Genomic DNA, 23277 nt, shown 5'->3' with positions numbered 1-23277 from the left:
GGAAATATGAAGGGACAAAGCCGTCTCGACCAGATTATGGACTATTTAAAAAGTCATAATCTGGTCACTGTAGAACAGCTGGTGAGTGCGATCTCTGCCTCGCCAGCCACGATCCGCCGCGATCTGATCAAACTCGACAAGGAAGGCGTCATTAGCCGCAGTCATGGCGGCGTCACGCTTAATCGCTTCATTCCCGCACAGCCCACCACGCTGGAGAAGATGCAACGTAATCTGGCGGAGAAGCAGGCCATCGCGCAGTTTGCTGCCAGCTATGTGCAATCGGGCGATTCCGTGGTTCTGGATGCTGGAACCACCATGCTAGAGCTGGCTCGCCAACTGACTCACCTGCAGCTGCGTGTGATCACCGCCGATCTACACATCGCGCTGTTCCTGTCTGAATTCAAGCAAATTGAAACCACCATTATTGGTGGTCGCATTGATGACTCCAGCCAATCCTGTATAGGTGAACACGGTCGTCGTCTGCTGCGCAGTATCAATCCCGATATCGCTTTTGTTAGCTGTAACTCGTGGAGTATTGAGCGCGGTATCACCACGCCAACGGAAGATAAAGCCGGCTTGAAAATGGATTTGTTAGCCAATGCGCGCCGTCGCATCCTGCTGGCTGACAGCAGCAAGTATGGCTCCTGGTCGCTGTATTGCGCAGCACCGATTGATAGCCTGACCGATGTGGTCACCGATGCGCGTCTCGATGACGCGGTATGTCGCTCGCTGCGCGAGCGTGGCATTGGCTTGCAATTGACTGCCTGATGCAAGAAGGTCGCCATGAATGGCGACCTTACATTGTTCGTGCGGTTTTCGTCGGGTGTGCATTGATGCGAACCGGCTGTGAGTCGCACTCAACTATAACAACTTCAATCCCGTCGCCGGGATATTGCGCCCATAGTAAATCTCACGCATTTCCTTCCACAGCAGATTGGTAATCCGCTTGTGCTCTTGCGGACTTAACTCTTCAGGCTTGGTATTGAACAGGTAATACTTCAGGTCAAACTCCTTCAGTAACATTTTGGTGTGAAAGATATTTTCCTGATAAACGTTCACATCCACCATGTCATACATCGACTTCATATCCTCGGACATAAAGTTCTGAATCGAATTAATTTCATGATCGATGAAGTGTTTTACGCCGTTCACATCGCGGGTAAATCCACGCACACGGTAATCGATAGTGACGATGTCAGACTCTAACTGGTGAATCAGGTAGTTCAGCGCTTTCAGCGGCGAAATCACGCCACACGTCGAGACTTCAATATCGGCGCGGAAGGTGCACAATCCCCCTTCAGGATGGCTCTCAGGATAGGTATGCACACAAATGTGGCTCTTATCCAGGTGCGCCACCACGGAGTTGGGGAGCGGGCCAGGATGTTCTGACTTATCGATATCCTGCGGGTTGATGGGTTCTTCACTCACCAGAATCGTGACGCTGGCACCCTGTGGTTCGTAATCCTGACGCGCGATATTCAGCACGTTGGCACCGATGATTGAACAGGTCTCCGTCAGGATCTCCGTCAGGCGATTAGCATTGTATTGCTCATCAATATAGGCGATGTAGCCATCGCGCTCCGCTTCGCTGTTGGCGTAGCAAATATCGTAAATACAAAAACTCAGGCTCTTTGTCAGATTATTGAAGCCGTGTAGTTTCAGCTTTTGCAATTTCGTCACTCCTCACGCGACAAGGCATTCAGCAGATATTGCGGCAAGGCAAAGCTACCGACATGTATCGCGGGGTTGTAGTAGCGGCAGGGCAGTTCGGCATCTTCAAAGCGCGATTGCAGCGTGGCTGCATCCCATTGGCGCAGCATCTCGTTGTCGCTTGCCCAGGCAAAGGTCATGATACCGCCGTAATAAGTGGGGACGGCGGCCTGATAAAAACTGACATCGGAAAAGTAGTGGCTGAGTTTACGATGGCTGTTAATCGCCTCTTCTTGTTGCAAGAAGCAGACGCCGTTTTGTGCCACGAAGATACCGCCTGGATTGAGCGCGTTTTTACAGCCAGCGTAAAATTCGGAGGTGAACAGGCTTTCCCCTGGGCCAATCGGATCGGTGCAATCGGAGATAATGACGTCGAATTTTTCCTGCGTTTGATTGACGAAATTCACGCCATCATCAATCACCAGATTCAGTCGCGCATCGTCATAGGCTCCGGCGCTGTGGTTCGGTAGGTATTGTTTGCAGAAGCTGACCACGCCGGCATCAATTTCCACCATGGTGATCTGTTCAATGTTTTGATGACGCGACACTTCGCGCAGCATCGCACCGTCACCGCCACCAATAATCAGCACGCGTTTCACGTGGCCGTGCGCCAGAATGGGCACATGGGTCATCATTTCGTGGTAGATGAACTCGTCGCGTTCGGTGGTTTGCACCACGCCATCCAGCGCCATGACGCGGCCAAAAGCCGCATTCTCAAAGATCACCAGATCCTGATGCGCTGTTTTGTCGCGATAAAGCAGTTTATCTACCGTGAAATACTGTCCAAATCCGGCATGAAGCGTCTCATACCACATTTCATTTTGGGCCATGATGGGGCTCTCCTCTAATGTCATCGCCATGAAAATGGGAAAAAAAGGATAGCGAATAATGACCGTGGTTGCACGGTCAAATCTTCAGCAGGAGAGCGGTGCCGCGGGCTATTTGACGTAAGCGAGCAGACTCAGCGAGTCACGCGCCAGCGACTTACATTTCTTGTCGTTGGTGATAGCGATACCGCTTAAATCCTTATAGCTCTCTTCGCCGAGGGCTTTCATATTGTAGTGACTGTAGTTGCTTAGATCCCAACGGTTCTGTTGGGCGAAAAACACCAGCGCTTTGCGAATTTGGGCATCCGGTAAATCCTGATAGCCGCAATCGTTCTTCAGGTAAACAAATACCGCCGTGAGGTCAGCCAGATCTTCCGCTTCGGATTCGCTCAGGGCAAAACTGGTGGAGGAGAAGCCAAGGAGTCCCGCCAGCAGCAGGATCTTGATGCTTTTCGTCATAATCATTCTCAACAAGGGACAATTTATTGACGTTAGCACAGTTATTGCAGGGATTCCGCTAAATTTGCCTAAATGAGCCATTCCCACGGTTTTTATCAGTGCATTCTGTTTCAGGGCTTGACCCTCCCGCAGGGGAAAGGTTTACGCTGTGCCCTTATTCACGACAAGGATAAGAATATGCATCGTCGTCATTTTCTAAAGTTGACTGCCGCGCTCAGCGCGGCGGGCGCTCTGCCGCTGTGGAGTCGCTCGCTAATGGCGGCTACGCGTCCGCTGTTACCGATCCCCTCTATTTTGCAGCCCGATGCACGTGGGCAGTACACGCTGACGGCCATGAGTGGAACCAGCCAATGGAACGGCAAGTCGGTCCCGACCTGGGGCTACAACGGTAATCTCTTGGGGCCGGTTTTACGTTTGCAGCGTGAGAAGCCCGTCACCGTCAACATCCATAACCGTTTGGCAGAAGGCACCACCGTGCACTGGCACGGCCTGGAAATTCCGGGTGACGTTGATGGCGGCCCACAGGCGGTGATTGCGCCAGGCGCCTCGCGACAAGTGAGTTTCACACCGGACCAGCCCGCGGCCACCTGCTGGTTTCATCCTCATCAACACGGTAAAACCGGCTATCAGGTCGCGCAGGGATTAGCGGGATTGGTGCTGCTGGAGGACATGGATTCCGGCAAACTGCGTCTGCCGATGCAGTGGGGCGAAGACGATGTGCCACTCATCTTCCAGGATAAACAACTGACTCAAGACGGCACGAAGATTGATTATCAGCTCGATATTATGCGTGCAGCGGTGGGCTGGTTTGGCGACATGATGTTGACCAACGGCGTGCAGTACCCGCAACAAGCTGTGCCCCGTGGCTGGTTGCGCCTGCGCTTGCTGAATGGTTGTAACGCGCGCTCGTTAGATATTGCGACCAGCGATCGCCGCCCAATGTATGTGATTGCCAGCGATGGTGGACTGTTGGCCGAGCCGGTCAAAGTTGAGAATCTGCCGCTACTGCCCGGTGAACGTTTCGAAGTGATGATTGATACCTCAGACGGTAAAACCTTTGATGTTGTGACGCTGCCAGTGACGCAAATGGGCATGACGCTGGCGCCGTTTGATCAGCCGCTGCCGTTAGTGCAGATCCTGCCTTTACGCGTGATGGCGAGCGGTACCATGCCGGATAAGTTGGTGGATTTGCCGCTCGTACCATCAAGCGAAGGCGTACAAAATCGCTGGCTGCAGCTGATGATGGATCCCCAGTTGGATCAACAAGGTATGCAGGCGCTGATGGATCGTTATGGCCACAAAGCCATGGGCGATATGAAAATGGATCATGGCAGCATGGATATGATGGGTGGAGCCATGAAAATGGACCACGGCAACATGGACATGGGTGGCGGGGCGATGAAGATGGACCATGGCACTATGGCAATGGACCACGGCAGCCACGAAAAACCGGCTGGGTATGATTTCCATAACGGCAATAAGATCAACGGCCAGGCCTTCAATATGGCGAAACCGATGTTTAACGCCGAACTCGGTAAGGTCGAGAAGTGGACGATTTCCGGCGAAGGTGACGCGATGCTGCATCCTTTCCATATTCATGGCGCGCAGTTCCGCATCTTGTCGGAAAACGGCAAACCCCCTGCGCCACACCGTACCGGCTGGAAGGATATGGTGAGCGTTAACGGCTGGCGTAGCGAGGTGCTGGTGCGCTTCAACTATGTGGCCAATGCCGAAAACGCTTATATGGCGCACTGCCATCTGCTGGAGCACGAAGATACCGGCATGATGCTAGGATTCACCGTCAGCTAAGGGCTGCGATGTCATCACGGTGCACGATTCGGTCGCTATAAATGGCGCCCCTACAGCAACGGATACGATTATAGCGACCCTGTTGCGACAGATGTGATTTCCGTAGGGTGCGCATTTATGCGCACCTGGAAAATCGCCCCGCCCATTACTCCGTGGCTGCCGCCTCCAGCGCCAGCCGGATATCCTCAATCAGATCATCAGCGTGCTCAATACCAATGGATAACCTCACGGTGGCATCGGTGATACCAATACGCTGACGCACCTCCTGCGGCACCCCCGAATGGGTGGTACTGCCTGGATGGCTGGCGAGTGATTCCGTGCCGCCGAGGCTCACGGCCAGTTTGAATAACTCCAATGCATTGAGAAAGCGGAAGGCTGCGGGCTGGCCGCCCTGAATATCAAAGGAGAAAGTCGAGCCAGCACCGCAGCATTGTCGCTGAAAGGTTTCTCCTGCAGGGGTTTCGGCATCCAGATAGGGCAGCCAATGCAGCTTCGCGACTTGCGGGTGCTCTCGCAGGAAGGCCGCCACTTTCTCCGCATTGCTGGCGGCTTTCTCCATGCGCAGAGAGAGTGTTTCCAGCGAACGACCAATCATCCAACTAGAATGCGGGTCGAGTTGCGTACCAATCGCGCTGCGCAACGAGCGTACTTTACTCACCAGCGCTTTGCTGCCGAGCACCGCACCGGCAATCAAATCTGAATGCCCCCCGACATATTTGGTGAGTGAATAGAGCGACAAGTCCGCGCCATGCTGTAAAGGGTGCTGGAACAGTGGGCCGAGCAGCGTATTGTCACAGGCCAGAATGGGCCGGGAGCCTTGCTGCTGGGTGATAACATCGGCCACCTGCTTCATCAGCTGAATATCGACCAAGCTATTAGTCGGATTCGCCGGCGTTTCGATCAAAATCAGCGCCACTCTTCCGCGCTGCCATGCCTGTTTCGCCGCCTCATAAACTTTGTCCTCATCGGTGCCATCGCTAAAACCGACCGCCTTAATTTCCAGATCGTGCAGGGTCTTACTGAGCAGCGTTTCGGTGCCACCATACAAAGGCTGTGAGTGAAGAATCACTTCGCCAGGACGGGCGAATGTTAAGAGCGTGGTGGCAATGGCAGACATCCCTGAAGAGAACAGCGCCGCGCTCTCGGCCCCCTCGTAAATCGCCAGCCTGTCTTCAACGATTTCGCTATTGGGGTGGTTAAAGCGTGAATAGACCAGGCCGCCGCTTTTGCCTTCCGGCGGCTGTTTACGTCCGGCGACGAAATCAAAGAAATCCTGCCCCTCTTCGGCGCTATTAAAGACAAAGGTGGAGGTGAGAAACACCGGCGGTTTCACTGCGCCTTCGGATAGCCGCGGATCGTAGCCGTAGTTGAGCATTTGCGTTTCCGGATGCAAATCGTGCGTGCCAATCTGCGTTTTTTTACTGGATGAAGCGGCCATAGGATCTCCAGAGATACCGGTAAGAGGGTGGGGGAGGTTTCCTGTAGTTAAGGTCAGGGCAATAAATTTTGCCACGGTATCGTTTGCGTTCTGTGCGCCGCGTTAGACCTTGCGTCGTCTATGATAGACTTCGTGGCTTTCTGAAAAACCTTAACCAGGCGAATGCAATGAAACACACCGTCGACGTGATGATCTCTGAGCAGGAGATCGCAACCCGTATTGCCGAACTGGGCAAGCAGATTAGCGAGCATTACCGTAACAGCGGCAGCGAAATGGTATTGGTAGGCTTGCTGCGCGGCTCCTTTATGTTTATGGCCGATCTGTGTCGCGCTATCGATGTTCCCCACGAAGTCGATTTTATGACGGCATCGAGCTACGGCAGCGGTATGTCATCAACCCGTGATGTGAAGATCCTTAAAGATCTCGATGAAGATATTCGCGGTAAAGATGTGCTGATCGTGGAAGATATCATCGACTCCGGTAACACCTTGAGTAAGGTGCGTGAGATTCTGCGCCTGCGCGAGCCTAAGTCTCTGGCGATCTGTACGCTGCTGGATAAACCCGAGCGTCGTGAAGTGGAAGTCACGGTTGAATACGTCGGTTTCACCATCCCTGACGAGTTCGTGGTGGGCTTCGGTATCGACTACGCGCAGCGCTATCGTCATCTGCCGTATATCGGCAAAGTTATCCCGACCGGTGAATAACCGCACAATCTTCCAAGGCTAATCCCCTCAGCCTGCGATAAGATGCGCAGCCCGCAAGTCAATGACTTACGGGCTATGCTCGCGTTCCCCTGCGCCAAGCAGAGTGGTAAAGTGTGGCGGGCGCTTCATCTTTGATTTTTCAATTATTATCTCTGAATAACCCCGCACGCTCGCTGTGAGCGCACTATCATTTCATAGGGCTTTGATGTCACTACAACAGGGTATGGATTCGCAATGACTTATGCACTGGAACTTTCCGGGCTGACCAAGACCTATCCCGGCGGCGTTCAGGCGCTGAAGAAGCTTGATCTCAACGTAGAAGCCGGCGATTTTTACGCACTGCTCGGGCCGAATGGCGCGGGTAAATCCACCACTATCGGCATTATCAGTTCGCTGGTGAACAAATCGGGCGGCAGCGTGCGCGTGTTCGGCTATGACCTGGAAAAGGATGTGGTCAACGCCAAGCGCCAACTTGGCCTGGTCCCACAGGAATTCAACTTTAACCCGTTTGAGACCGTGATGCAGATTGTGGTCAATCAGGCTGGTTACTACGGTGTTGAGCGTGCAGAGGCCAACAAGCGCGCCGAAAAATACCTCAATCAGCTCGATCTTTGGGGAAAACGCAACGAGCGTGCCCGCATGCTCTCTGGCGGCATGAAACGCCGTCTGATGATTGCTCGCGCACTGATGCATGAGCCAAAGTTGCTGATCCTTGATGAACCTACTGCCGGCGTTGATATTGAACTGCGTCGCTCGATGTGGACCTTCCTGAAAGATCTCAACATTAAAGGCACCACCATTATTCTCACCACGCATTACCTGGAAGAAGCCGAAATGCTGTGCCGTAATATCGGCATTATCCAGAGCGGTGAGCTGGTGGAAAATACCTCGATGAAAGGCCTGTTGTCGAAGCTGCAATCGGAGACTTTCATCCTCGATCTTGCGCCGCGTAGCCCGCTACCGCAGCTGGAAGGCTTCCAGTATCGCCTGGTGGATACTTCGACTCTGGAAGTCGAAGTCATGCGTGAACAGGGGTTGAATAGCGTGTTCAACCAGCTAAGCGCGCAGGGCGTGCAGGTACTGAGTATGCGTAACAAAGCGAACCGCCTTGAAGAGCTGTTCGTCAGCCTGACCCAGGGAAAAGGAGCAAAAGCATGACACATCTTTACTGGGTAGCGCTCAAGAGTATCTGGGCCAAGGAGATCAACCGCTTTGCACGCATCTGGATTCAGACGCTGGTGCCGCCGGTGATCACTATGACGCTCTATTTTATTATCTTCGGTAACCTGATTGGTTCTCGTATCGGTGATATGCACGGCTTCAGCTACATGCAATTCATCGTGCCGGGCTTGATCATGATGGCGGTGATCACCAACGCTTACGCTAACGTGGCATCCTCCTTCTTTAGTGCTAAATTCCAGCGCAACATTGAAGAACTGCTGGTGGCCCCAGTGCCGACGCACATTATCATCGCCGGTTATGTTGGCGGTGGTGTGGCGCGTGGCGTGTGTGTCGGGATTCTGGTGACAGCGATTTCACTGTTCTTTGTGCCTTTCCACGTCCACTCTTGGTCGATGGTGGCCCTGACGCTCTTGCTGACAGCGATTCTGTTTTCTCTGGCAGGTCTGCTCAATGCGGTGTTCGCACGCACATTTGACGATATCAGCTTGATTCCCACTTTCGTGCTGACACCCTTAACCTACCTGGGGGGGGTGTTTTACTCGCTGACGCTGCTGCCTCCCTTCTGGCAGGCCGTATCGAAGCTGAACCCTGTGGTGTATATGATCAGCGGTTTCCGCTACGGTTTCCTTGGCATTAACGATGTGCCACTAGCGTTCACTTTGTCCGTACTGATTGCCTTTATTGTGGTGTTTTACGTACTGGTGTATGCGCTGATTCAGCGTGGACGCGGATTGCGAACTTAAGCCAACCCGATATAAAAATGCAGCTTAGGCTTAATGCCTGTTAGTTAAGCATTAGGTGATAACGCAGTCTGGTGCCGCTCAGGGGCTGGCTGTCCTCGCGCCGCTGACGCGGTACCTTCACTTCACTCGTCAGCCTGACGGACCGGTGCAGACGGGACTTTCCCTGTCCCGGCTGCACCTTTCGCCAGCATCCATGCTGGCTCTCCTGGCCTCCTCATTCCGTTCAGCGCTGCGAAATGCCATCCCCTGAGCGGCCCCAGCCTGCTTGCTAACATCTGTTTACGCTGCGGGAAAGGACGCGATGGCTTAGGCGATAGCGCTTTTACTGCTACAAAGGGCACAGTGTTTGAGGTCACAGCGCCTCTGATGCTGCAAGGGCTATTCGCAGCGCTGAGGCGGAGACGTTGTGCCGGGAGCCAGGCGCAGGGATGCGACAGGCAGTTCGGGTAGGCCAGGACGGCCGTACCCGAACGGTCCGGCCGGCACGACGTTGCAGCCGAGGGCACCGCGCAGCGGCGCGAGGACGGCCCGGCAGCAGCAGAGGTGCTGGGGCCCGCACCAACATGCTCAAACGTGCAATAGAAAGGGCTGCTATTCTAAGAAAATGACAGCCTCACCTGAAGAGTCCCTTAACTGACAAGCATTAAGCTTAGGCTGTATTTTTATCTCTTCCCACCTTCTTCCTGTCCTGCAATTTCCCTTGCCTCATTAAGATTTTTACGCCAGCCATTAGTGCCAAAATTAATTCATTTAAATATCAAATCATCGTTTGATTATGATTATTAATATTTTGGGTTATTTTCTGATAAATAAGCTGTAAATAATCGTAAGCACTTAATCTGTAAGACGTAAGGAATTTGTTGTGTTTTTCGCAGGATTTTAGCCTTGTCATTAATCTGCAGTGAATGGAATATTGCCCTGTTTGTTATTTTTAGACTTAACCATTACAGCGTAAGTATAACGAACGCGCCCCGAGTCATCGGTCAAGGCGTAGACATTTATTATCTTGGATAGGCAGGGGAAAATATGAATCGAATAACGTGGGTGGATAATCTACGAGGTATAGGTGTACTTGTTGTTATTCTGCTGCACTGCGTTATTGCGGTAAACGGCAACGTTGGACACTTTGCACCGCTGATTTCAGTGTTGGATCCTTTATTGATACCGGTGTTTCTTGGGCTGGTATTTTTTGTTTCTGGTTTATTTGTTGATGCTGGTTTACGAAAAGGACTCGGGCCATTTATTAATAACAAGATCCAGACCATTTTATATCCCTTTATCGTGTGGGTTGTGGTGTATGGTGGCCTGAAAATTTTATTCAGCTCAATGGCGAATAACCCACAATCACCTTTGAATGTTATCGCGATGCACCTGAGTGGCGGCGGGGATATTACCTGGTTCTTGCACTCACTGTTCTTTTTCTTCCTCGCGATAATAGTGCTGCGATATTTACCCTTTTGGCTGGTGATTCCTGGGTGTTTGCTGCTCAGCTATCTGCTGCCAGAGTTCAGTGCTGATGGAATGTTTGCCAGTTTCGACAATGCGCATATAAATAAATCTATCAACCTGTTCATATTCTTCTACGTGGGCGATCAGTTGGTGCGCAGGCAGTTTGATGTGCCCAAGCTGGCAGAAAATTCAATGCTGGTGCTGCTTTCGTTGGCCAGCGTGATTCTTTTCGTCAGCCTCAATATGCTGAGTGAGCATCCGCCATCACATGTGTTGCTTGCAGCCCTGGCGCTGCTATCCATTCCGGTGTTTGTCTGGATATCGCTGAAAGTGAACTCACGGCTGGTGCATTATGTGGGGGTGAATTCGATTGTTTTTTACCTGTCGCATTATTTGGTGATTCAGTTCTTCAGTAAGATCGTCAAACTGCATACCCAGTCGCTTTGGATCCAGGACTTGCTGTTTATTCTGGCGTTTGCTGCGGCGATGATTCTACCCTGGACGCTCTGTCTGCTGCGGCAGCGTGGCTGGTTCAACTTCCTGTTTACGCTGAAGTCCCCGTCGCGGGTGAAGGTGGCAAAACCGGTGTGAGGAATGAGCGGAACCTCTAGAGAGGTTCCGCGATGCATCTGATCAGGCAACTTGGACTGGTAGCGCTTTAGCGATGCGTTTCATCTCGTTGTCACCTTCGAAATAGGCGACTTTTGGCTGCCAGCTGCGTGCTACTTCATCTTCAACCTGCACATACGAGCAGATGATCATGATATCGCCTTCACAGGCGCAGCGCGCGGCCGCACCGTTGACGGAGATGATCTTCGAGCCACGCTCTGCGGCAATCGCGTAGGTGGAAAAACGCTGGCCGTTGGTGACGTTATAGATGTCGATGGCTTCATATTGCAGAATGCCGGAAGCCTCCAGGAAATCCTGGTCAATGGCGCAGGAACCCTCATAGTGCAAATCTGCCTGAGTGACTTTCACGCGGTGCAATTTGCCCTGAAGTACGGTACGAATCATAACGGGACAACCTCATTAAGCTGCAATATAACGACGGACATTACTCCGTCAGATCCACTTGCTGATTATCAATCAGGCGCGCATTACCCAGCCAGGCGGCCATCAGTATCACGGCTCGCTGGCTATCCACCGTCAGCGGATGCAGGTTATCGGCATCGCAAATCGCGAGGCCATCGGGACGAAACCCTTTCTCGCGCAAGGCCACTTCGGCGCTTTCAATAATCTCTTCCACATGGCGTTCGCCGTTGCTGAGGCGCTCCGCCATGCTGTTCATCACCTGGCTAAGACCCGCCGCGATACTGCGTTCCTCACTGGTGAGGTAACCGTTACGTGAACTCAGGGCGAGACCATCTTTGGCGCGCACGGTAGGTACGCCGACGATCTCAATATCGAAGCCCATGTCGGCCACCATCTTGCGGATAATCGCCAACTGCTGGAAATCCTTCTCGCCGAAGCAGGCGATATCAGGCTGCACCAGGTTGAACAACTTGCTCACAATGGTTGATACGCCACGGAAATGGCCAGGACGGCTGGCACCTTCCAGCAGCGAAGAGAGACCCGGCACTTCAACGAAGGTTTGGCTGTCTAGCCCTTTCGGGTAAACATCAGCAGGGGCTGGCGCAAACACCAGGTCGACACTGTGGCGATTGAGTTTTTCACAATCATCCTGCAGGGTGCGCGGATAACGTGCCAAATCATCGGCACGTTCAAACTGCATCGGGTTAACAAAAATCGACACCACGACGATATCCGCACGCTCACGCGCTTGGTCTACCAGCGTGAGGTGCCCATCATGCAGGTTGCCCATCGTGGGTACCAACACGATGCGTTTGCCTTCTTGGCGCCAGCGACGAATTTCACGACGCAGCATCGGCAAGGATTCAATAATCAGCACTGCAAATCTCCTGATTTACTGGAAACTGTGTTCGGCGGCAGGGTAGAGGCCCGCTTCAACGTCGGCAATATACTGGCGAATGGCTGCGCGAATGTCGCCGGTTTCCGCGAGGAAATTTTTGGCAAATTTTGGAATATGGCCGCCGGTAATGCCAAAGGCATCGTGCATCACCAGAATCTGCCCATCCGTGACATTCCCGGCGCCAATGCCAATCACCGGAATACTCAGGGCTTGGGTCACGCGTGCGGCAAGCGCGACGGGAACACACTCCAGTACCATTAACTGTGCGCCTGCGGCTTCCAGCGCCAGCGCATCTGCCAGCAGACGTTCGGCGCCCGCTTCATCGCGGCCCTGGACTTTGTAGCCACCGAAGATATTCACCGATTGTGGCGTTAAGCCAAGATGACCACACACAGGTACCGCACGTTCAGTCAGCATGCGCACGGTGTCTGCCAGCCATTCGCCGCCTTCCAGCTTCACCATGTTGGCACCGGCACGCATCAGCTGTGCAGCGTTATCAAAGGTTTGCTGTGGGGTGGCGTAACTCATAAATGGCAGGTCAGCCATCACCAGCGCCAGGGGAGCGCCACGACGCACGGCAGCAGTATGGTAAGCAATATCCGCTACGGTGACGGGAAGAGTGGATTCATGGCCTTGTACGGTCATGCCAAGAGAGTCACCAATCAGCATCACCTGAATGCCTTCATCGGCAAACAGGCGGGCAAAGCTGAAATCGTAAGCTGTCAGGGTGGCAAATTTGCGACCACTGGCTTTCAACTGGCGTAAATGGGAGATAGTTGTCGGTTTCATCGCGCTCTCCAGCGTTTTCAGATGCGCGCAGTGTACTGGATTGACAGGGAAGGTGATACGACCCCTGTGCGATTATTGCAGGCTATTCAGCCCACAGGCTGATGGCACTTTGGTCGAGCGTCGCAAGAATACCTGCCAACGGCTGACCATTTGGCAGGCGCAGTCCAGGAGCGATTTCTAACAGCGGAACCAGCATAAAAGCACGGTTGTGCATATCGTAGTGCGGGACGGTGAGGCGCGGGGTGTGAATCGTCTGCAGGCCATACAGCATGATATCGAGATCCAGTGTGCGAGGCCCCCAACGTTCCGCTTTGCGCACGCGACCGTGTTCCAGCTCAATGCGCTGGGTATGATCCAGCAGCGTTTCCGCTTCCAGCGTGGTATCCAGTGCCACTACGGCATTCAGATAGTCAGGTTGATCGGGTGGGCCGTACGGTGGTGTCCGATACAGTGAAGAGGTGGCCACGCGCGATGTTTGTGGGATCGCATCGAGCGCGGCGAGCGCTGCATCAACCTGATGCAGCGGATCGGCCAGATTACTGCCTAGCGCGAGATAAACGCGGATCATGATGCGCTATTCGTGTCGCGACGCGGCCCAGTCGGACGGCGGCGCGGGCGGCGTGGTTTGCGGCGTGGAACTGGATCGTCGCCCAGCGTGTTCATCATGGTTTTCTGCTCGACCGGAGCCGCGGCCTGGAACTCGCCCCACCAGTGGGTCAGGCTTTGCAGTTCGCGGTTATTTTCCACATCCGCACGCAGCGCCAGCAGATCATAAGCAGCACGGAATTTAGGATGCTCCATCAGCTTCCATGCGCGTTTGCCATGTCGACGCGACATGCGCAACTGCAACTGCCAGATATCGCGAATCAGAGTGGTGATACGCTTAGGAATCGCCAGCGCGCGGCAGGCTTCATCCAGCGTTTCATTCATCGATAGTGCAAACGCATCGTAATAGGTCAGGCCACTTTCCTGCGCGATGCGTTGTGCAGATTCCAGCTGTGGATACCAGAACATCGCGGCAAACAGGAAGGCCGGATTGACGCGCATATCGTTCTGAATGCGGTTGTCGGTGTTCTTCAGTACCTGTGCCAGCATCTTCTCCATCAGACTGTCGCTTTCGGCAGTGAAGCCACGCGTCAGGGTAGGGAACAGTGGCTGGAAGAGTTGATACTCGCGCATCATCTGATAGGTACGGAAGCCGTAACCGGCTTGCAGCAGCTTGAGGGATTCTTCAAACAAGCGCGCAGGCGGAATATCGTTAAGCAGTGTGGCCAGGCGTGGGATGGGCTCAGCCGTTTCGGCGGCAATGCGCATCTCCAACTTAGCCGCAAAGCGCACCACGCGCAGCATACGCACCGGATCTTCACGATAACGCGTTTCCGGATCGCCAATCAGGCGAATCACGCCGTCTTCCAGATCCTGTAACCCGCCGACGTAGTCACGGACGGTGAAATCCGCCACGCTGTAGTAAAGGCTGTTGATGGTGAGATCGCGGCGCTGCGCATCATCTTCGATGCTGCCAAAAATGTTATCCCGCAGCAGCATGCCATTCTGGCCGCGCTGAGAATTGTTGCGATCGTCTTCGCTCTCTTCTTGATGATGGCCGCGGAAAGTGGCGACTTCGATCACTTCGGGACCGAACATCACGTGCGCTAAGCGGAAACGACGGCCAACCAGACGACAGTTGCGGAACAATTTGCGCATCTGCTCCGGCGTGGCGTTGGTGGTGATATCAAAGTCTTTCGGCTTTTTACCCAGCAGTAAATCGCGCACGCCACCGCCAACCAGGTATGCTTCGAAACCGGCTTTATTCAGGCGATACAGCACTTTAAGGGCGTTTTCGCTGATATCTTTGCGTGAGATGTTGTGGCTTTCACGGGGAATGACGGTCATTAATAGACTTTCAGTTTCCACCTCTTCAGGCGCTTCCTCGTCACGCTTGAGGACTCTCCGGCAAAAATTAGCGACTCGGGTAAAAATGGGACACCTCGACAGTGATAAAAAGGGTGTTAATAAATCAGCGGCTAATCATAGCCTGTTGCGAACCATTTAGGAATGGTGATGTCGCCTCATCCGGTATAAGCGCGTTCTGCTGCGGGATCAGATGGATACTCCACTGTTCAACCGCATGCTGTAGCAGCGCTGTCAGCGACGCATCTTGCCAGCCTTCAAGAATGGGCTGACCAAGAAAGCGTAGCGCTTGCACCAGCAATGGCCGTGCATCGCCCGCCGGTAAGGCTGGCGCGTGATTCTGCTTGGATAACTTGTTGCCGTCAGGATTGATCGCCAGCGGCAGGTGCAAATAGTCTGGGACAGACCAACCGAATTGCCGGTAGAGCGCGATCTGGCGTACGGTGGGCTCAATCAAATCCGCACCGCGTACGATTTCCGTCACGCCTTGATGATGGTCATCCACCACCACCGCCAAATTGTAGGCAAACAAGCCGTCTCGCCGATGAATAATAAAATCTTCCTGCGCCAGCTGTGTGTCAGCCGCGAGATAACCGCGCAGACGATCGTCAAAGCCGAATACGGGCGCATGCTGGCGCAAACGGAGCGCAGCGTTGTCAGCAGGAAGATGCAGGGCGCGGCAGTGCCCATCGTAAAAGCCACCGAGCTGATGAATTCGGCTGCGTGGGCAGGTACAGAAGTAGCTTTGACGATGTTGCTGCAACCAGTCCAGCGCTTCGCGGTAGGCGTCATGCCGCTGTGATTGCCACAGCACTTCACCATCCCACTCCAGGCCGTACTGCTCTAGCTGCGTTAAAATGCGTGTTGCGGCCCCTGCGACTTCACGTGGCGGATCGATATCTTCAATACGTACCAGCCAACGGCCTTGTTGCGCACGTGCACTTAAATAGCTGCCTAGGGCGGCTATGAGCGAACCAAAATGCAGATCACCAGAAGGAGAGGGAGCGAATCGCCCAACGCAGGAGGAAGTTGAAGTGTTCATCTTGAAGTGCACCGCACGTCGGGAAAACAGTGGTTTCCCCGGCAATGCGGTGACAGTCTGCTCACGGCCATTAGCCTGCCATCTGCTTCTCGCGGATTTCAGCCAATGTTTTGCAGTCAATGCAGAGATCAGCAGTCGGACGCGCTTCGAGGCGGCGAATACCAATTTCTACACCGCAAGAGTCACAGTAGCCGAAATCGTCGTCATCCACTTTCTTCAGCGTTTTCTCGATCTTCTTGATCAATTTACGCTCACGATCGCGGTTACGTAATTCCAGGCTGAACTCTTCTTCCTGTGCGGCACGGTCAACCGGGTCCGGGAAGTTAGCAGCTTCGTCCTGCATATGTGACACAGTGCGGTCTACTTCATCCCGAAGTTGGTTACGCCAGGCTTCCAGAATCTTGCGGAAATGGCTCAGTTGGGCGTCGTTCATATAGTCTTCGCCCGGTTTCACCTGATACGGCTCCACACCAGCAATGGCGAGGATACTCAGGGACGATGTTTTACGGTTTTGCCCTTCTTGCATGTTGCTTCTCCTGGATAACACGCACTACCCGTCATACTTCAGGTTACCTGTATAGTGGCTGCAAGGTTTAACTGGCTGCCGGTAACGCGAACTCTTAGGGGTTTATCGATTCCCATCAGGGAAAAAACAGGCCGCTATAAATAACAGAAGCCGTCAAGGTTGGCAATTATTCATATTCGCACCTTGACAAGCCTGTGAGGAACAGCGTATTTAGCGCACCGCCCAGAACATTCCTATCACAGCAAATTGCTATAAATATTACAACTCTGCGTTAATCGAAACATTGATTGGCTGAGTGAGTAACATTTGAGCAGATGTTATCTGAGCCTGATACGCCAACACCTCCACACCGCAGCGTTGCGCCTGTACCAGTAGTTCTGCGTAGTGCGCATCAATATGGCGCGCCGGGGAAACGTCCTCAATCCCCGTATGCAGAACCGCAAACAACAAAACGGCTCGATGACCTTCTGCCGCGATCGTACTGAGTTCGCGCAGATGCTTCTGTCCACGAACCGTCACCGCATCCGGAAAAAAGCCTTTACCATGCTGTAAAAGGGTGACGGACTTGACTTCAATATAGCAGTTTGATCTCCCCTCCGCTTGCAGCAGGAAATCAATTCGGCTTTTTTCCGTGCCGTATTTCACTTCGGGTTGGCAGTGGCTGTAAGCGGATAATTCTGGAATCGCATCTTGGGCCAGCGCCTCGCGCACCAGTTGGTTGGCGCGCAGGGTGTTGACGCAGATCCAGTGGCCTTGTTGGGTTTCGGTGAGCTCCCAACTGTGCGGATACTTGCGAGTTGCGCTATTTGAGGTGGAGTACCAGACGGTGTCACCAGGTGTAGCGCAGCCTGTCATGGCTCCGGTGTTAGCGCAGTGAATCGTCATGGTTTCACCTTCAGGCGTCACCACATCGGCGAGAAAGCGCTTGTAACGGGCAATCAGTCGGGCGGGTTTCAGTGGCGGATCAAACTGCATTTATGCTCCTGCGGAAGATAACAGTGGCCAGCGGGCCAGTCGCCGATAACGCGTACGGCCTTGGGTAAAGGTCGATGAAAACAGCGCGAAGTGACTCACCTCAAGATGCCAGTGAAAGCCGCGTGCAGGCAGTGCTACTTTTTGCGTGGCATTTCGCAATAAGGTGATATGTGGGTGAAAAGGCTGCGCACTTTGCGCACATCCGTGACGTGCCGCTTGGGCACGCAGCAAACTCGCTAACTGCAATAATCCGCGAGGGGCGCGCTGGCAGCCAAGCCACACCACACCGGGGCGCGGCCAGTGCCCGGCATCATCCAGGTTGAGTGTAAAACCGGGCTGCACGATCCGCGCGGCCAACTGTTGTAATTTCTGTGAGGTCTCGCTACTCACCTCGCCGAGAAACGCCAGCGTGAGGTGCAGATTGGCGGCCGCCACGGGTTTTCCGTCATCCTCCGCGAAATTTTCCGCACGCCAACGCACCAGTTGTTGCTGGAGTGAATCGGGCAGTTCGAGCGCAAAAAACAGACGTTGCGTGGCCATGATGGAGTTGCCGTTGGATGCTACAATGCGCGCCATCTTAGCACAGGCGGAGTGGGAGTTGAGCGTGAGTGAATTACCGGTAAGCGAGGTGCTGCCAGCCTTGCTGGATGCGCTGGCACAGTCACCGCAGGTCTTGCTGGCGGCGCCGACCGGCGCAGGGAAATCCACCTGGTTGCCGTTACAATTACTAAAAAAGGCGCATTTGCCTGGCCGTATTATCATGCTGGAGCCGCGTCGACTGGCTGCGCGTAACGTGGCACAACGGCTGGCAGAACTGCTGGGTGAACAGCCCGCCGGCACGGTGGGCTATCGCATGCGCGGTGAAAATTGCTGCGGACCTTCAACGCGGCTTGAGGTCGTCACGGAGGGCATTCTCACGCGTATGTTACAGCGCGATCCCATGCTTGAAGGCATCTCGCTGGTGATCCTCGATGAATTCCATGAACGCAGCTTACAGGCTGACTTGGCCCTGGCACTGTTGCTGGATGTTCAGCAGGGTTTGCGTGACGATCTGAAAATCCTGTTGATGTCTGCAACCCTGGACAATGACCGCCTGCGACAGTTACTGCCAGAGGCCCCGTTTATCGCTTCTGAAGGGCGCAGTTTCCCGGTAATACGGCGTTATGCTTCGCTGAATCAACAGCAGCGTTTTGAAGAAGCGGTGGCGCGAGAAGTGGCGCAGCTGCTGCGCGAGGAGCCAGGTTCGCTGCTGCTGTTTCTGCCTGGCGTGGCGGAAATTGAACGCGTCAAGCGTGAGCTTGAATCTCGGGTGAGTGAGGACGTCGATCTCTCTCCTTTATATGGCGCGTTATCACTGGATGCGCAACGCCGCGCCATTTTGCCTGCACCTGAAGGACGCCGCAAAGTCGTTTTGGCGACCAACATTGCTGAAACCAGTCTCACCATTGAGGGCATTCGGTTAGTGGTGGACAGCGCGCTTGAACGCTCTGCGCAGTTTGATGTGCGTAGCGGCGTGACGAGGCTGCAAACTCAGCGTATTAGCCAGGCTTCAATGATCCAGCGCGCCGGACGAGCGGGCCGACTTGAGCCGGGTATTTGCCTGCATTTATTGCCGCAGGAGCAGGCCGCGCGCGCTGCCTCACAAAGTGAACCAGAGATACTCAACAGCGATCTCTCATCACTGCAAATCGATCTGCTGCAATGGGGCTGCCATGATGCTTCACAACTCAGTTGGCTGGATGCGCCTCCTGTACGCAGCTTACGTGCGGCAAATGACTTACTCATGCGCTTGGGTGCGCTGGAAGAGAACAGGCTAAATGCACGAGGTCGCAAGATGGCCGCGCTTGGCAGCGACCCGCGTTTAACCGCCATCCTGTGCGCGGCTCAAGACAGTGATGCGATCGCCAGTGCCGCTCTATTGGTGGCGATTCTGGAAGATCCACCGCGCAGTGGCAGCGCCGATTTGCGTGACGCACTCAATCGGCCGCAACCCCACTGGCAGCGCCGTGCGCGCCAGTGGCAACAAAGGCTGAATGCCAGCGGTGGCAAGGTCAATTCTGACCTTTTCCCCAGTTTGCTGGCGGCAGGCTTTGCCGATCGCTTGGCTCAGCGTCGTGGTGAGAGTGCGCGCTATCAACTGGCCAACGGCATTGGTGCAATGCTGGATGAACAGGATGGTTTGAGCCGTAACGAATGGCTGATTGCGCCCACGCTGTTACAAGGTGCCAGCGCCGCTGATGCGCGTATCCTGATGGCCTTGCCCGTGGAGATCGCAACCTTACGTCAGCAATGTCCTGAGCTGGTTACGCCGCGCATTGATGTGGAGTGGGATGAAGAGAAGGGCACCTTGCGTGCCTGGAAGCGTGAAAGGGTGGGTGCGCTGGTCCTAAAAGCACAGCCGCAGGCGCGCCCGGAACCGGAAATTTTACATCCGGCAATGCTGCGCTGGGTCCGCGAGAAAGGCCTCGGTGTACTCGGTTGGACGCCTGAGGCACAACAGCTGCGTCTGCGTTTGCACTGTGCTGCTGAGTGGCTGCCGGAAGAGGCGTGGCCGCGCCTGGACGATGAGAGCCTGCTCGATTCGCTGGAGCAATGGCTGTTGCCTGAGATGGGCAGCGTGCGCGATCTCAAGGGGCTGCAGAGCGTCAGTCTTGTCAGCGCATTATTACATTTGCTGACATGGTCACAACGTCAGCGGCTGGATACTGTGCTGCCAACTCATTACACTGTGCCGACCGGAAGTCGCCTGCCGATCCGCTATGCAGTGGATAAGCCACCGGCGCTGGCAGTGCGTATTCAGGAGATGTTTGGCGAGGCACAAAACCCGACGGTGGCCGAAGGCCGTATTCCGTTGGTGCTTGAATTACTCTCGCCGGCACAACGTCCGTTGCAGATCACCCGCGATCTCGCGGCATTCTGGCGGGGTGCCTATCCTGAGGTGCAGAAAGAGATGAAAGGGCGCTATCCCAAACATCCCTGGCCTGACGATCCGGCTAACGCCTTACCGACAAGGCGCACCAAGAAATTTTCATCGTGACACTCTGTGGATCGAATTCAGAGGGTTCTGCCATGCGCAGCACGAGAAAGCAGTTAGAGTAACGGCCGCAGCCGTAGCTATGCCTGGAGAATAAAAGCATGTCTGGGAACGATCGCGAACCTATTGGGCGCAAAGGAAAAACGCCAAAGCCGCCGCGCAGCACAGCACGCCGGGGTCGCCGCAGGGAACTTGATGATGATATCGATCAGGACGATTTTGACGAAGATGATGAGGAGAGCACGCCGGTGCCACCAAAAGGTAAAGGTAAAGGAAAACGCCCGCCACGCGGCAAACGTCGTTGGCTAGGCTGGTTGATCAAGCTCTTCCTGGTCTTTGTTGTGGTGATGGTTGCCTGGGGCATCTATCTCGACTCCGAAATCCGCAGCCGCATCGATGGTAAAGTGTGGCAACTGCCTGCAGCCGTTTATGGCCGCATGGTGAGCCTCGAACCGGGCATGTCATACGACAAAAAAGAGATGATTGCGCTGCTGGAAGGCACGCAGTATCGCGAAGTGTCGCGCATTACGCGTCCCGGTGAGTTTAGCGTCAAGGGCAATACCATTGACCTGTTGCGCCGTCCGTTTGATTTCCCGGACAGCAAAGAGGGGCAGATTAACGCCCGTCTGACGTTCAGCAACAACGAACTGAGCGAAATTAAGAACCTCGATACCGGGCGTGATTTTGGCTTCTTCCGCCTCGATCCACGTTTGATCACCATGCTGCAATCGCCGAACGGTGAGCAGCGTCTGTTCGTGCCGCGTGCGGGCTTCCCGGATCTGCTGGTCAGTACGCTGATCGCTACCGAAGACCGTCACTTCTATGAGCATGACGGCATTAGCCCATACTCGATTGGTCGTGCATTCCTTGCCAATATCACGGCAGGTAAAGCGGTGCAGGGCGGCAGTACCTTGACCCAGCAGCTGGTGAAAAACCTGTTCCTGACCAACGAGCGTTCACTGTGGCGTAAAGCGCGTGAAGCTTACATGGCAGTGATCATGGATGCGCGCTACAGCAAAGATCGCATCCTTGAGCTGTACCTTAACGAGGTTTACCTCGGTCAGGCGGGCAACGATCAGATCCGTGGCTTCCCGCTGGCGAGTTTGTATTACTTCGGTCGTCCCGTTGATGAGCTGAGCCTCGATCAGCAGGCGATGCTGGTCGGCATGGTGAAAGGTGCTTCGCTGTATAACCCGTGGCGCAACCCGAAACTGGCCCTCGAGCGCCGCAACCTGGTCCTGCGTTTGCTGCAACAGCAGAACGTCATCGATCAGGAGCTGTACGATATGCTCTCTGCGCGCCCGCTGGGTGTGCAGCCGAAAGGTGGGGTGATCACGCCGCAGCCTGCGTTTATGCAGATGGTGCGTAACGAACTGCAGGCCAAGCTGGGCGATAAAGTCAAAGATATGTCCGGCGTGAAGATCTTCACCACGCTCGATCCTATCTCTCAAGATGCGGCTGAAAAAGCGGTGGAAGAGGGCATTCCAGCGTTGAAAAAACAGCGCGGATTGAAAGATCTGGAAACTGCCATGGTGGTGGTCGATCGCTTCAGCGGCGAAGTGCGCGCGATGGTGGGCGGTGCCGATCCGCAGTTTGCCGGTTACAACCGTGCGCTGCAGGCGCGTCGCTCTATCGGTTCACTGGCTAAACCGGCGACCTATTTAACCGCGCTAGGCCAACCAAACACCTATCGTCTGAACAGTTGGATTGCCGACGAACCGATTGCGCTGAAACAGCCGAACGGTTCAATCTGGAAACCGATGAATGACGATAAGCGCTTCAGTGGCAAAGTGATGCTGGTGGATGCGCTGACCAACTCCATGAACGTACCAACCGTCAATCTCGGCATGACGCTGGGGCTGAATTCCGTGGTCGACACCTGGACCAAGCTGGGCGTTCCGAAAGATCAGCTGAATCCAGTGCCAGCAATGCTGCTGGGTGCCCTGAACCTGACACCTATCGAAGTTGCTCAGGCATTCCAGTCGATTGCCAGTGGCGGCAACCGCGCAGATCTCTCTGCGGTGCGCTCGGTGATTGCGGAAGATGGTACCGTGTTGTATCAGAGCTTCCCGCAGGCGCAGCGTGTTGAACCGGCGCAAGCCGCTTATCTGACGTTGTATACCATGCAGCAGGTAGCCGATCACGGTACCGCACGTGCGCTGGGCGCGCGTTATCCGAATGCCCATCTGGCAGGCAAAACCGGTACCACCAATGACCTGATCGACAGCTGGTTTGCCGGGGTTGATGGCAAAGAAGTGGCGATTACCTGGGTAGGACGCGATAACAACCAGAGTTCGAAGCTGTATGGTGCGAGTGGCGCGATGCAACTTTACCGCCGCTACCTCGATAACCAGGCGCCGATGCCGCTGGTGTTAACGCCGCCGGAAGATATCACCCAGATGAACGTCGATTCTGCCGGCAACTTTGTCTGTGGTTCTGGCAGCAGTACGTGGCGCTCTCTGCCGGTGTGGACGCTGGATGCCAACTCGCTGTGCCAGCAACAGCAGCAACAGATCCAACAACAGCAGCAGCTCCAACAGCAGCAAGAGTCTCAACCGCAGCAGCAGTCACCTCAGCAGCAACAGAGTGAGCAGAAGGACGCTGACGGCGTGGCAGGTTGGATCAAGGATATGTTTGGCAGCAAATAGTTAGCCGCAAAAAGAGCAGGGCGCTTCGGCGCCCTTTTTTTGTGCCTGCGGTTTCTTAATCGCGATCATAGACATGCACGATCTGGCCGCAAACACACCGC

21 protein-coding genes are annotated in these 23277 nt (G+C 54.5%); 8 read left to right on the top strand and 13 right to left on the bottom strand.

Annotation, left to right across the window (positions count from 1 at the left end):
- Positions 1-6: 6 nt before the first annotated feature.
- Positions 7-768, top strand: a complete 762-nt coding sequence (locus tag F3J38_RS12945) for a DeoR/GlpR family DNA-binding transcription regulator (protein WP_167138984.1) — start codon at positions 7-9, stop codon at positions 766-768.
- Between the two features lie 93 nt (positions 769-861).
- Here F3J38_RS12945 and speD read toward each other — a convergent pair whose 3' ends face one another.
- From speD to F3J38_RS12930, 3 genes are all read right to left on the bottom strand, one after another.
- Complete coding sequence (gene speD, locus F3J38_RS12940) at positions 862-1671, bottom strand: adenosylmethionine decarboxylase (RefSeq protein ID WP_167138983.1); 810 nt, start codon at positions 1669-1671, stop codon at positions 862-864.
- A 5-nt stretch (positions 1672-1676) separates the two neighbouring features.
- The gene (gene speE / locus F3J38_RS12935) at positions 1677-2540 is read right to left on the bottom strand and encodes a polyamine aminopropyltransferase (protein WP_167138982.1); all 864 of its coding nucleotides are present in this window, start codon (positions 2538-2540) and stop codon (positions 1677-1679) included.
- Positions 2541-2648: 108 nt separating this feature from the next.
- Entirely contained in the window at positions 2649-2996 is a 348-nt protein-coding gene (locus tag F3J38_RS12930; protein WP_167138981.1) for a YacC family pilotin-like protein, read from the bottom strand.
- Between the two features lie 177 nt (positions 2997-3173).
- Here F3J38_RS12930 and cueO point away from each other — a divergent pair, with 177 nt between their 5' ends.
- On the top strand, positions 3174-4805 hold the full coding sequence (gene cueO, locus F3J38_RS12925) for a multicopper oxidase CueO (protein ID WP_167138980.1): 1632 nt from the start codon (positions 3174-3176) through the stop codon (positions 4803-4805).
- A 145-nt stretch (positions 4806-4950) separates the two neighbouring features.
- Here cueO and F3J38_RS12920 read toward each other — a convergent pair whose 3' ends face one another.
- Complete coding sequence (locus F3J38_RS12920) at positions 4951-6243, bottom strand: cystathionine gamma-synthase family protein (RefSeq protein WP_167138979.1); 1293 nt, start codon at positions 6241-6243, stop codon at positions 4951-4953.
- Between the two features lie 167 nt (positions 6244-6410).
- Here F3J38_RS12920 and hpt point away from each other — a divergent pair, with 167 nt between their 5' ends.
- The 4 genes from hpt (at position 6411) to F3J38_RS12900 (ending at position 10912) form a co-directional block, all read left to right on the top strand.
- Positions 6411-6947 carry a hypoxanthine phosphoribosyltransferase gene (gene hpt / locus F3J38_RS12915; protein WP_084938380.1) on the top strand — a complete coding sequence of 179 codons (537 nt, stop codon included), beginning with the start codon at positions 6411-6413 and terminating at the stop codon, positions 6945-6947.
- 234 nt (positions 6948-7181) lie between these two features.
- Positions 7182-8105, top strand: coding sequence for an ABC transporter ATP-binding protein (locus tag F3J38_RS12910; protein WP_167138978.1), 924 nt, complete (start codon positions 7182-7184; stop codon positions 8103-8105).
- Positions 8102-8872 carry an ABC transporter permease gene (locus F3J38_RS12905; protein ID WP_167138977.1) on the top strand — a complete coding sequence of 257 codons (771 nt, stop codon included), beginning with the start codon at positions 8102-8104 and terminating at the stop codon, positions 8870-8872. The genes F3J38_RS12910 and F3J38_RS12905 overlap by 4 nt, the downstream gene beginning before the upstream one ends.
- Before the next feature lie 1026 nt (positions 8873-9898).
- A complete protein-coding gene (locus F3J38_RS12900; protein WP_167138976.1) occupies positions 9899-10912 on the top strand; it encodes an acyltransferase family protein in 1014 nt (337 codons plus the stop codon).
- A gap of 42 nt (positions 10913-10954) precedes the next feature.
- Here F3J38_RS12900 and panD read toward each other — a convergent pair whose 3' ends face one another.
- The 9 genes from panD to thpR all read right to left on the bottom strand — a co-directional run bounded on the left by panD (position 10955) and on the right by thpR (position 18034).
- A complete protein-coding gene (gene panD, locus F3J38_RS12895; protein ID WP_167138975.1) occupies positions 10955-11335 on the bottom strand; it encodes an aspartate 1-decarboxylase in 381 nt (126 codons plus the stop codon).
- Between the two features lie 40 nt (positions 11336-11375).
- Complete coding sequence (panC, locus tag F3J38_RS12890; protein WP_167138974.1) at positions 11376-12230, bottom strand: pantoate--beta-alanine ligase; 855 nt, start codon at positions 12228-12230, stop codon at positions 11376-11378.
- 15 nt (positions 12231-12245) lie between these two features.
- Positions 12246-13040 carry a 3-methyl-2-oxobutanoate hydroxymethyltransferase gene (panB, locus tag F3J38_RS12885; protein ID WP_167138973.1) on the bottom strand — a complete coding sequence of 265 codons (795 nt, stop codon included), beginning with the start codon at positions 13038-13040 and terminating at the stop codon, positions 12246-12248.
- Positions 13041-13122: 82 nt separating this feature from the next.
- Positions 13123-13608, bottom strand: coding sequence for a 2-amino-4-hydroxy-6-hydroxymethyldihydropteridine diphosphokinase (gene folK, locus F3J38_RS12880; RefSeq protein ID WP_167138972.1), 486 nt, complete (start codon positions 13606-13608; stop codon positions 13123-13125).
- Entirely contained in the window at positions 13605-15020 is a 1416-nt protein-coding gene (gene pcnB / locus F3J38_RS12875; protein WP_369411004.1) for a polynucleotide adenylyltransferase PcnB, read from the bottom strand. The genes folK and pcnB overlap by 4 nt, the downstream gene beginning before the upstream one ends.
- 37 nt (positions 15021-15057) lie before the next feature.
- Complete coding sequence (gene gluQRS / locus F3J38_RS12870; RefSeq protein WP_167138971.1) at positions 15058-15993, bottom strand: tRNA glutamyl-Q(34) synthetase GluQRS; 936 nt, start codon at positions 15991-15993, stop codon at positions 15058-15060.
- A gap of 70 nt (positions 15994-16063) precedes the next feature.
- Positions 16064-16519 (bottom strand): RNA polymerase-binding protein DksA, encoded by a 456-nt coding sequence (gene dksA / locus F3J38_RS12865; RefSeq protein WP_167138970.1) that lies wholly within the window; start codon positions 16517-16519, stop codon positions 16064-16066.
- A gap of 258 nt (positions 16520-16777) precedes the next feature.
- The gene (gene sfsA, locus F3J38_RS12860; protein WP_167138969.1) at positions 16778-17494 is read right to left on the bottom strand and encodes a DNA/RNA nuclease SfsA; all 717 of its coding nucleotides are present in this window, start codon (positions 17492-17494) and stop codon (positions 16778-16780) included.
- Positions 17495-18034 (bottom strand): RNA 2',3'-cyclic phosphodiesterase, encoded by a 540-nt coding sequence (thpR, locus tag F3J38_RS12855; protein WP_167139901.1) that lies wholly within the window; start codon positions 18032-18034, stop codon positions 17495-17497.
- 25 nt (positions 18035-18059) lie between these two features.
- On the opposite strand from thpR, the gene hrpB reads away from it, so the two are divergent.
- Both hrpB and mrcB read left to right on the top strand, forming a co-directional pair.
- On the top strand, positions 18060-20531 hold the full coding sequence (gene hrpB, locus F3J38_RS12850; protein WP_167138968.1) for an ATP-dependent helicase HrpB: 2472 nt from the start codon (positions 18060-18062) through the stop codon (positions 20529-20531).
- A gap of 98 nt (positions 20532-20629) precedes the next feature.
- Complete coding sequence (gene mrcB, locus F3J38_RS12845) at positions 20630-23176, top strand: bifunctional glycosyl transferase/transpeptidase (RefSeq protein ID WP_167138967.1); 2547 nt, start codon at positions 20630-20632, stop codon at positions 23174-23176.
- Positions 23177-23277 lie beyond the last annotated feature (101 nt).

Source organism: Candidatus Pantoea formicae (assembly GCF_011752625.1).
GTDB classification, from domain to species: domain Bacteria; phylum Pseudomonadota; class Gammaproteobacteria; order Enterobacterales; family Enterobacteriaceae; genus Pantoea; species Pantoea formicae.
This window is presented reverse-complemented; position numbering and strand designations above follow the sequence as displayed.